Consider the following 11,256-nt stretch of genomic DNA (forward strand, 5'->3'; position numbering starts at 1 on the left):
TAAGTGGCACTGATCAAAGTTTTTCGAAAAATACGCTTTTTTATTGCGAAACAATTGATAACCATTATTGTTTAGATTAATATGCAGCTACTAAATGAAATTGAGAGTAGTTTTTATTCATGTATGTTTGTCTTTGTCACGGTGTGACCGATAAAAAAATTGAGCAAACAATTGACGATGGTGCAACCACCATGCGTGAATTAACTAAAGAGCTTAAAGTAGGCAGCCAATGCGGGAAGTGTTGTTGTTGTACTAAAAAGATCCTAAATCGCAAACTTATTGAGATTGCAGATATTACCGATCAAGTCGCTTAATTCGTTATTACAAAATTCAAATACAAAAAAAGCAGCTTATAAAGCTGCTTTTTTTATGACCTAAATTTAGCTTACAGTTGAGACTGTAAGTAATTTTCAAGCCCCGTGTTTTGAATAAGTAATTGCTGGGTTTCTAGCCAGTCAATTTGTTCTTCCTGCTCGTTCAAAATATTATCAAGCGCTTCACGGCTAATATAATCTTTTTTGTTTTCAGCTAATTTAATGGCACTGCGCAAGTCATCAATTGTATCAAGCTCAAAGCTCATATTTGCAGCAATCATTTCTTCGCTATTCTCGCCAATGCGTAAACGGCCTAAGTCTTGAAGGTTAGGTAAGCCTTCTAAAAATAAAATGCGCTCGATTAAACGATCGGCATTTTTCATTTTTTGAATCGAAACTTTGTAGTCTGCTTTATCAAGCTGGCTAAAACCAAAGTCTTTAAACATACGGGCATGCAAAAAGTATTGGTTGATACCCACAAGCTCATTAGCGAGTACTTTATTTAAAGCTGCTATAACGTCTTTATCGCCTTTCATACTTTATGCTCCTTACTCGCCCATTTGTGCTTGGTGGTAATTTTGTGTGCCAATTTTATCAATTAGCCCAAGCTGTTGCTCTAACCAATAAACGTGATCTTCTTCGGTATCAAATAATAGCTTTTCTAATACTTCGCGTGACTGATAATCTTGTTGTTCTTCACAAATAGCAATAACCTCTTTAACACAGGCAACAACTTCAAGCTCTAGTGTTAGGTCGTTTTGCATCATGCTTTTTACATCGTTACCAATTAAAAGGTCACGGCGTTTAGTCATGTTAGGCACGCCTTCTAAAAACAAGATGCGTTTGATTAGCCAATCTGCGTGATCTTTTTCTTCTTCCATTTCATGGTTAAGGCGTACATATAATTTATCCAGGCCCCAGTCATCATACATTCGTGAATGAATAAAATACTGGTCAATTGCTGCTAACTCATTGGCTAGCAAAGTATTAAATGCATCGATTACTTTTTGATTACCTTTCATGATAAATCACCTTAACTATTTTAATTGTGCACAGTGTAGTTAAATTTACATGTTTTGCAAGTTTTTCTTTAAAAATCATTGCTTTACAATTGGTTTTGATTCTTATTTAAATTTGCGTTACTGCTTCATTTATGAGCAAATATGTAGTTGCTTTTAGTAAAATCACTGTATTAATTGATAGTAGCCGCCGAGTAATAACTGCTCGCAAGTGAGCTTTAATTTTATAATTGCGTCATTACGGTATTATATCCGTTTACACTTGCATAAAAGGTTATAGCTTTACTTTTGGCGGTTTTTCACACGGAGGAGTTATGCTTAGTGTCTTTCAATGTTAATGTCGGCAAAAATTCGTATAAAATTGCCCATACATTACTTAATAAATTAAATAAAACCCGGTAAACGTTGAAATATGTGCTATGTACACTGCTTAGAGTGAGCATTAGATGCAACCTATTGATGTTTAAACATTTCGCTTTAAATTCTTTGTGGACTAAACTTGCGTCTTTTAGGTTTTAGTGCATTAATATAGTTAATTAATTTTATAATTATAGTTACTGGACAAATAGCATGGTTGAAGGAAAAAAGTATGGGCTGCTAAATGGCACAGCTCAGTCTGTGCGTAGTAAGCTGATCATTACTTTTTTAGTTATTGCTATTGTTCCACTTTGCTTACTAACCTGGTTTAGCTTACAGCACGTTAATAATACCTTGCAAAAAAATGCAAATGCAGAGCTGCATGAATTAAGCTCTATCGCCTCAGAGTTTGCTAATTTATGGTTTGATGATCACCTTACTGATTTATATACCTTTAAAAATCAGCTTTCTAACTTCCCGCTTGAACAAAGCAAATTAATAAATAATTTTGTTAATCAATATGACTTTGTAAACAGTATAGAAATTATCGCTGGATCGGCACTTAAGCAGCCCACTATCTCGCCTTACGGGCAGATAAACAAAGGTGAGCTTAGTACGCTTATAAATTCGGTTAATAGCTCAACGCCAGCCGCTTTTGGCTCTGTTATGTTAAATGGCAAACAGTTTAATATTGTGGCTATGCCTTTGCTTAATTCGGCGCAACAACTAGAAGGTGTAATTCTCACAGAAGTAAATATTAATGGCCTTTTAAAAAGCTTAAACACCATTCACAACATGCACAACGAAGTGAGTTTTTTTGTACTACATAATAATAAAATAGAGCGCTCTTCAGTAACAAATGCAGATGAGGCGCCTGTTTTTTCGCAAACGGCACTCACCAGTAAGCAAGTGTTTGATTACGCCAGTGCCAACGGCACGACATACCATGCATATATTAGTGATTTAAATTTTTTAGGTGTGCAAGGGTGGCAACTTTTAGCAGCAAAACCTTTGCACATTATGCTCAAAGACTCTACTTATTATAAGCAGTTGGCTATTTTTACAAATGCAGTTTCTTTACTTCTCATTTTATGCGCAGCGTGGTGGTTTAGCCGGCGCTTATCTAAGCCTTTAATTCAGCTTACCTCAGTAATGGCCCGAATTACCGATGGCGAGAAAGTAAAGGTGCCTACTTTAACTGATAGCCACGAGTTAAATAGGTTATCAGTAGATCTTCAAAAAATGGTGGCATTTAAAGAAGAGCAGCAGAGCATATTGCAAAAGCAGCGCATGGCTTTGCAAACTGCGTTTAAACAATTGGATGAGCAAAAAAGTGCCCTCGATGAGCATGCCATTGTTGCGGTAACAGATCTAGCAGGCACTATCACCTTTGTAAATAGGAAGTTTTGTGAAATTAGCGGCTATGAAGAACATGAGCTTATAGGCCGAAATCACCGATTACTTAATTCAGGAAGGCACGACAAAGGCTTTTTTAAAAGCATGTATAAAACCCTTAAACGGGGTGAAGTATGGAACGGCCAAATATGTAATAAAGCAAAACATGGCGGCTTTTATTGGGTAGACACCACCATAGCGCCATTTTTTGATGAGCACGGAAAACCGCAAAGCTATATAGCCATTCGTACTGATGTCACGCCATTAAAATTACAAGAGCTTGAACTTGAGCAGCACAAAACCCAGCTTCAGTTAGTCATAGATACCACCGCCGTAGGAATATGGGATTGGTTTATAGATACCAGCAAAGTGACTTTTAATAATCGCTGGGCAGAAATAATAGGCTATAAACTCATTGAGTTAGAGCCTACAACGATAGATACTTGGTATAAGTTTGCACACCCCGATGATTTAGTTATTTCAGAGAAAAAATTACAAGCACATTTTAATGGTGATACAGACTACTATGTTAACGAAGCCCGTATGCGGCATAAAGATGGGCACTGGGTGTGGGTGCTGGACACTGCAAAAGTCGTTGAGTGGAATTTAGATGGATCGCCACGTCGAATGATTGGTACGCATGTAGATATTACCGAGCGTAAGCAAATTGAATCTGAGTTACAGTCCAGTCGAGACCGTTTTGCGTCATTAGTCGCAAATATTCCAGGGGTTATTTATCGATGTAAGTTTGATAAAGCTTGGACCATGTTTTATATGAGTGCGCAAGTTAAAGACATAACAGGTTATGCGCCAGATGATTTCATTAACAATAAAACACTTAGTTTTGCTCAGGTTATTCTTGATGGAGATAGAGACGTTGAGTTGCAAGTAAGCACATGTATTGCTCAAAAACTGCCGTGGTCTATTGAATACAGAATAAAAAGAAAGGATGGCAGTCTTCGTTGGGTACACGAAAGAGGCCAAGCAATTTATGGTGACGACGACGAAGTTCTTTATTTAGATGGTTTTATTTCAGATATTACTGAGCGGCACAATACACAAGTAGAAATTACACGTCAACAAAGCTTGCTTGAGGCCATGAGTAAACAAGGCCAAATTGGTGCGTGGGAAATAAACCTCGAAAACCAAACCATGTATTGGTCAGACGAAGTAAAAGTGATACACGAGGTACCCGACGGGTTTGAACCTAACATAGATACTGCTATTAACTTTTATAAGTCAGGGGAGCACCGCGATAAAATTAGTACGTTGTTTGAATGTGCGGTGACTTTAGGCGAAAGCTGGAGTGTAGAACTCATTATTTTAACTTACACCGGTAAAGAACGCTGGGTTAAGTCAATAGGGCAGGCTGAGTTTAAAGATGGCGAGTGCGTGCGTGTTTTTGGCTCATTCCAAAGTATTGATGCGCACAAACGCTTAGAATTAGAAAGTGAAAAAGCAAACGCCTACAACAAAAATTTAGCCTCATTGACAATCTCGCCAGAAGTACAAAACAGCGATGTAGCGCAAGTTAAAAAGCTGGCGATTAAATCGATGGTTGAGGTATTAAATGTTCAGCGCGCCTCAATTTGGATACTTAACGAACAATGTGACGAAATGGCGTGCCATGGTTTATATACACAACAAGATGGCTTTGTTGATTTTGATGGGGTTCTAGAAAAGGTCAATTTTCCGAACTATTTTGAGGCTGTTTTTAAACAAAACCTTATTGCCATCGACGATGTGTATTCGCATGTCGCCACCCGTGATTTTACGCAAAGTTATACACAACCACTAAATATTAAGTCGATGCTGGATGCTGTTATTTCATCAGGCGATGGGAATTTAGGTATTTTATGCGCAGAAACAGTCGCAGAATCACGCAATTGGACGCATAGTGAAGAAACTTATCTTCGCTCTTTGGCAACGTTAATAGGGAGTACCTTGGTATCGCAAAAGCGTAAAGAAACAGCTGAAAAATTGAAGGTTGCTTTAGTACAAGCACAAGAGGCGGCCGTGGCGAAAAGTCAGTTTTTAGCAACTATGAGTCATGAAATACGAACACCGATGAATGGTGTATTAGGCATGCTCGAGCTCGTAGAGTTAGAACAGTTAACTAAACCAATAGAAAAAAAAGTCGCAATAGCTAAAAGCAGTGCCCACTCTTTGCTTGGCGTTATTAATGATATTTTAGATTTTTCAAAAGTAGAAGCAGGCAAAGTTGAGCTTGAACATATACATTTTAATGCCCGCGATTTAATTGGTGAAGTGGCCGAGGCACAAGCATTGACGGCACAAGAAAAAGGCATTGAGATTATTTTGGATTTAGTCTCCTTAGAGCCTTCATACTTAATGGGCGACCCCGGGCGTATTCGCCAAGTGGTAACCAACTTAATTAGTAATGCGGTTAAATTTACCAGTCAGGGTGAAGTGGTAGTGAGCGCATCTATAGAAAAAACCGACCAAGACCTACTGTTAAATATAAAAGTAAAAGATTCAGGAATAGGCATAACCAAAGCAAAACAACAGCAATTATTTACGCCTTTTTCGCAGGTAGATGCATCAACCACGCGAGAATACGGGGGCACAGGGCTTGGGCTTGCAATATGTAAACAACTATGTGAATTAATGAATGGCAACATCTCGTTAGTGAGTGAGCCGGGTCAAGGGAGTGAATTCACAGCAATTATGCAGGTGGCAGAAGGCGTTCAAAAAGAGCGGACGATTCCTAATGTAGATATGAGTTCGTTAAACGTGTTAGTGGTCGATGATAATGAAACTAACCTTTTAGTTATTTCTCAACAGTTAGGACATTGGGGCGCTAAAGTCACATTAGCAAGTAGCGCAATGCAGGCACTTGAGTTGTGTGCAAAGCGCATAGAAAAAAAACAGGCTATGTTTGATATTGCTGTGCTTGATATGCAAATGCCTGAAATGGATGGTATGCAGCTGTGTAAAAAGCTCAAAGCAGATGATGATTATAAAGCTATGCCCCTTGTTATGATGACTAGTATTGCAGGTATGGAAGGCGCTCAGCGCTTTTCTGAAATTGGTTTTCAAGCGTACTTTCCTAAGCCTGTAACAACCGCTGATTTAATCTCAGCATTATCTGTTATTACTAGTTCAGATAGCTGCGAACCACTTCCGTTAGTTACCCCTGGGTATATTTCGTCACTAAGAAAAGAAAGATCAGATAAGCCGGTAAAAATCTTATTAGTAGAAGACAACCCTGTTAACCAGCATGTTTCAACACTCATGCTTAAAAAGCTTAACTGCGAAGTGGTACTTACACAAAATGGCCAAGAGGCAATAAATACCCTGAGCGAGCATAATAAAGGCTTTTTTGATTTAGTATTAATGGATTGTCAAATGCCCGTGATGGGTGGCTTTGAAGCAACCAGCAATATACGCGAAGGAATGGCTGGGGAGGAGCATAAAGATATAAAAATAATTGCCCTGACTGCTAATGCCATGGAATCAGATAAAGAGCGTTGTATTAAAGCGGGGATGGATGACTACTTAACTAAACCCATTGAGCTTGATATTTTAAAAGATAAAATAGAGCAGTACTTTTAGGATTAAATACATGAATAAACGAATAGAAATACGCGATGCTAAAAAAAGCGATGCAGCCACAATTTTACGGTTTATTACCGAATTAGCTATTTATGAAAAAGAACCCGATGCAGTTAAAACAGACGAGCAGGCGATTATAAAAACGCTGTTTAGTGAAGGGGCAACAGCACACAGTGTTATTTGCCTTGAAAATAATGAGCCTATTGGCTTTGCAGTGTATTTTTATAATTACTCTACCTGGCTGGGTAAAAATGGATTGTATTTAGAGGATTTATACGTAATCCCTGACAGCCGTGGCAATGGCGCGGGCAAACTAATAATGAAGCACTTGGCTAATAAAGCCATAAAAAACGACTGTGGACGTTTTGAGTGGGTAGTACTTGATTGGAACAAACCCGCTATCGATTTTTATAATAGCATTGGGGCAAAAGCCCAAAATGAGTGGATAATCTACCGCCTAGCAGGCCAAGACTTACTCGATTTTGCAGAGCAATCGTGATACTTGAACGCTTCACTCACTAAGTGGGTTGGTATGATACTTTTAAAAGCAGATGAGTGCCGAAAATGGCCAGTACTGGTTTAAAACATTGCTATGCTAAGGTACGTTTTATTGACTAAGCCCCTTGATGAATAATCAGTATTGGCAGAAAGCGCGGCAAAGCCGTGATGCCCGATTTGACGGTTTATTTTACGTTGCCGTAAAAAGCACCGGCATTTATTGTCGGCCGATTTGTCCCGCACCTACTGCACATGAAAAAAACGTGTTGTACTATCAATACGCGCACAATGCCGCGCAAGCGGGCTTTAGGCCGTGTATACGCTGCCGGCCCGATAGTGCGCCAGGTAGCGCGGCTTGGCTGGGAGTAAAAACCACTGCACTAAGAGCTAAGCAATTAATAGACCTAGGTGAGAATGATAATTGCGAAATACTTGCTACTCGCTTGGGTATTACGAGCCGTTACTTGAGGCGTATATTTAACCAGCACTTTGGCGTGTCTATTACTCAATATCGTTTATTTAACCAATGTCAGTTTGCCAAAAAGCTTATTCAAGAAACCACATTACCAATAACCGATATTGCCTTTGCAGCTGGGTTTAAAAGTGTGCGCCGTTTTAATGATGCCTTTTTACAACAATTACATTTAGCGCCATCAACGCTCAGAAAAACAAAAAAAGAGTCAAGCCCTGTGATTATATTAACGCTTCCTTTTAGACCCCCCTACAATTGGCAAGCCTTACATAGCTTTTTATCAAAGCGACTAATATCGCCTATGGAGTGGATAACCCCGAATAGTTATGGGCGAACATTTAAGTTAAATGGGGCTGTAGGCCATTTTAACGCGCACTTTAAAGCGAAAAATAACCATTTTAAAGTTGAAATAGTGATAGACAATACCGAGCATTTACATAAAGTTATTAATAATATTCGTCGTGTGCTCGATGTAGATGCTGATATAAACCATATAGAAACTCACTTGAAGGGTAGTATAAATGGTGCATTTAATTTAAGTGAAGGATTAAGATTGCCTGGAATATGGTCGAGCTTTGAAGCAGGGATCCGCGCTGTGCTAGGTCAGCAAGTTAGTGTAGCAGCTGCACATACTTTAGTTACAAAGTTAGTTGCAGAGCGTGGTGATAAACATGCTGATAAAATATATTTTCCACAGCCAGAGGACTTAGCTACCTGCGACTTTGAATTTTTTAAAATGCCGCAATCGCGCAAAAATGCATTAAAAAATTTATCCAAGTACTGCGCCGATAACCCTGAAAATAGCCTTTTAGATAATTGGCTTGAAATAAAAGGGATAGGTCCATGGACTGTTAACTACGCCAAACTGCGCGGGCAAAGTAACCCAGATATATTCTTAGCTGGCGATCTGGGCGTAAAAAAAGCGTTAGTAAATACGCAGCAATTTAACCCTGAACTGAGCGCCCCATTTCGCTCATACTTAACCTTTCAGCTATGGCAACAACTTTCATGATTATCCAAACCGCTATTTCGAGCCCAATTGACGACATTATCATTCAAGCAACCGAAAACGGCGTGAGCTATGTCGGTTTTTATCCAAAAACACACTACACACATACACCCATTGAGCAGGTGACGAATGAACCGGCTTTAATTTGCGCAAAGCAATTAAACGAATACTTTAATGGCAGGCGAACAAGCTTTAATGTGCCATTAGATACGCATGGTACGCCTTTTCAAAACAGTGTGTGGCAAGCATTACTTAGTGTCCCTTTTGGTAAAACCAGTACTTATGGTGATATAGCCCGACTGTTAAACAATCCAAAGGCCGTAAGAGCTGTAGGGGCTGCAAACGGTAAAAACCCTATTAGTATTATTGTGCCGTGCCACCGAATCATAGGCGCAAATGCAAAGTTAACTGGTTACGCTGGTGGGCTTGCAAGAAAGCAATGGTTGTTAAAGCATGAAGGTTTAATATAGATCATAATCATTAACTTAGGCATTTATAAAACGACGCGCTACACTTTAGGTGACTCAGCTAAAATAAAAATATTATGAGAATATATAGACTTATCAGCTTGTTTTGTGCTTTTACATTTGCAGCCCCAGCGCTGGCTGACCCAACGAATTTAGTGTTTTGCTACGAAGACAAAGACGTAGCACCTATGTTTTTAGGTGTAGGGCAGGAAGTACCGATAGATAACCCTGGCGCTTCGATTGAAATTTTAAAGCAATTAGATGCCGACATACCCAATGTGACTATTTCATTTGTTAGAAAACCATGGCGCAGGTGCCTAAACGATTTAGAGCTTAACCGTGTTAATGCGGTTATTGCAAGTTATCGTGCTGGGCGTGAACGTTTTGCTGTGTACCCTACAAACGAAAAGGGCGTATTGCTAGAAAGATTTGCAGTGAGTCGATTTAGTAGCTGCTTAATAGGGCGAGCGCGTTTTCATAAACAATGGAAAACCCGCGAAGTATTCCAAAATAAAGCATTCACTATTGCCATTCCTAATGGCTATGGCTTGAACAGCGCACTTAAAGAAGAGCCTTTTTACATTCATAATACGTTTTCTAAAGATAAAGCATTTGAATTACTTGATAAAGGCGTTGTGCAGGCAAGTGTTGACTTATGCCAAGTAGATGACTTAAAAGTGTCGAGCTATCAACATAAAGGGAGTGATGTAAAACCCCTTTACCCACCTTATGAAACAACGGACGGTTATTTAATTTTTTCAAAGCAGTTTTATCAGCAAAATAGCCAGCTTAGTAAAGAGATATGGCAATGGGTAGCGCACTTTGATAGTGCTGAAATTTACATAAAATACTTGCAAGCTGTTGAGTAATAAGAAAATCAGAGCGCTTATTAACTAAAATAGCGATATGAAATTGGTATTAATCGTATATTAAGGTAGCATAAGCGCACTTTTTATCTTAAGGCACGGCAATGGCTCAATTATACTTTTACTACTCTGCGATGAATGCGGGTAAATCAACCACCTTGTTACAATCTGCGTTTAACTATCGTGAGCGCGGCATGGAGCCCGTTATTTTAACGGCTGCAATTGATAACCGCTCTGGTGTAGGAAAAGTATCGTCTCGTATTGGTTTGCAAGCTGATGCGCATATATTTGATGAATCAAAAAATGTATTTGAACTTATTCAAAACCTACAAGCTGAAAAAAAGCGTCACTGTGTGTTGGTGGATGAATGCCAGTTTTTGTCAAAAGAGCAAGTAATGCAACTAACTGATGTAGTTGATGAACTTGGTATTCCAGTATTATGTTATGGCCTGCGAAGCGACTTTAGAGGCGAGTTATTTATAGGCTCTCAGTACTTGCTAGCATGGGCCGACAAACTGGTTGAACTTAAAACAGTATGTCATTGCGGCCGTAAAGCTAATCATGTGCTGCGCACAGATGAAAACGGCAATGCCATTGCTGATGGTAACCAAGTCGAAATTGGCGGCAACGACCGTTATGTGTCGGTGTGCCGCAAGCACTATAAAGCTGAATTAAATATGGGCCGCTAAGGTGCGTATAAAAGTATTTACATCATCTTGATTTATATCAAGATGAGTGACTAGCCTAAGCTGTTTGCTTGGGCTAATTAAAATCCCTTGCTGTGCAAGCTCATGAGCAACTTTACTAATATCAGTACTGCCTGAGTAATTTGCATACACCATGTTAGTGGTATTGCGCATATCAACATCAAAACCTTTAAGCTCACTTAACTTACTTGCTAAGTAGCGCGCATTCGTATGATCTTTCTTTAAACGCGTAACGTTATTTTCAAGTGCAAACTGCCCTGCAGCTGCAAGCATTCCTGCTTGGCGCATGCCGCCACCGAGTACTTTTCTCCAGCGCCTAGCTTTGTCGATTAATGCTGGTGCGCCTAATAATAGTGAGCCGATTGGCGCACCTAAGCCTTTAGATAAACAAATTGAAACAGAATCAAAGTGCTTTGTAATTGCTGTTATATCTACATTTAGATCAACCGCGGCATTAAACGCGCGCGCACCATCTAAATGCAGTGCTAATTTATGCGTATTAACAAAGTCGCGAGCTTGGGCTAAGTACTCAATCGGGAGCACTTTACCGCCAATGGTATTTTCAAGGCTAAGCAA

Annotated in this window: 10 protein-coding genes; 7 read left to right on the plus strand and 3 right to left on the minus strand. The window is 39.3% G+C overall.

Annotation, left to right across the window (positions count from 1 at the left end):
• Positions 1–119: 119 nt before the first annotated feature.
• Positions 120–314 carry a (2Fe-2S)-binding protein gene (locus tag AABI99_RS16480; RefSeq protein ID WP_286249084.1) on the plus strand — a complete coding sequence of 65 codons (195 nt, stop codon included), beginning with the start codon at positions 120–122 and terminating at the stop codon, positions 312–314.
• Between the two features lie 71 nt (positions 315–385).
• Here AABI99_RS16480 and bfr (AABI99_RS16485) read toward each other — a convergent pair whose 3' ends face one another.
• Positions 386–850, minus strand: coding sequence for a bacterioferritin (gene bfr / locus AABI99_RS16485; protein WP_004588793.1), 465 nt, complete (start codon positions 848–850; stop codon positions 386–388).
• Positions 851–862: 12 nt separating this feature from the next.
• Positions 863–1,336: a bacterioferritin gene (gene bfr, locus AABI99_RS16490; protein WP_024031963.1), complete on the minus strand. Its 474-nt coding sequence runs from the start codon at positions 1,334–1,336 to the stop codon at positions 863–865.
• 567 nt (positions 1,337–1,903) lie between these two features.
• On the opposite strand from bfr (AABI99_RS16490), the gene AABI99_RS16495 reads away from it, so the two are divergent.
• The 6 genes from AABI99_RS16495 to AABI99_RS16520 all read left to right on the plus strand — a co-directional run bounded on the left by AABI99_RS16495 (position 1,904) and on the right by AABI99_RS16520 (position 10,662).
• Positions 1,904–6,661 carry a PAS domain-containing protein gene (locus tag AABI99_RS16495; protein ID WP_338367174.1) on the plus strand — a complete coding sequence of 1,586 codons (4,758 nt, stop codon included), beginning with the start codon at positions 1,904–1,906 and terminating at the stop codon, positions 6,659–6,661.
• A 10-nt stretch (positions 6,662–6,671) separates the two neighbouring features.
• Complete coding sequence (locus AABI99_RS16500) at positions 6,672–7,160, plus strand: GNAT family N-acetyltransferase (protein WP_338367176.1); 489 nt, start codon at positions 6,672–6,674, stop codon at positions 7,158–7,160.
• Between the two features lie 127 nt (positions 7,161–7,287).
• Complete coding sequence (locus tag AABI99_RS16505; protein ID WP_338367178.1) at positions 7,288–8,643, plus strand: AlkA N-terminal domain-containing protein; 1,356 nt, start codon at positions 7,288–7,290, stop codon at positions 8,641–8,643.
• The gene (locus AABI99_RS16510) at positions 8,640–9,110 is read left to right on the plus strand and encodes a methylated-DNA--[protein]-cysteine S-methyltransferase (RefSeq protein WP_338367180.1); all 471 of its coding nucleotides are present in this window, start codon (positions 8,640–8,642) and stop codon (positions 9,108–9,110) included. The genes AABI99_RS16505 and AABI99_RS16510 overlap by 4 nt, the downstream gene beginning before the upstream one ends.
• 74 nt (positions 9,111–9,184) lie before the next feature.
• On the plus strand, positions 9,185–9,976 hold the full coding sequence (locus AABI99_RS16515) for an amino acid ABC transporter substrate-binding protein (RefSeq protein ID WP_338367181.1): 792 nt from the start codon (positions 9,185–9,187) through the stop codon (positions 9,974–9,976).
• A 101-nt stretch (positions 9,977–10,077) separates the two neighbouring features.
• Positions 10,078–10,662 (plus strand): thymidine kinase, encoded by a 585-nt coding sequence (locus AABI99_RS16520; RefSeq protein WP_338367182.1) that lies wholly within the window; start codon positions 10,078–10,080, stop codon positions 10,660–10,662.
• On the opposite strand, the gene AABI99_RS16525 is transcribed toward AABI99_RS16520, so the two are convergent.
• On the minus strand, positions 10,645–11,256 hold a 612-nt coding region (locus tag AABI99_RS16525; RefSeq protein ID WP_338367184.1), incomplete at its 5' end, for a GntG family PLP-dependent aldolase. The two genes, AABI99_RS16520 and AABI99_RS16525, sit on opposite strands and share 18 nt — an antisense overlap.

The organism is uncultured Pseudoalteromonas sp., assembly GCF_963922945.1.
Taxonomy (GTDB): domain Bacteria; phylum Pseudomonadota; class Gammaproteobacteria; order Enterobacterales; family Alteromonadaceae; genus Pseudoalteromonas.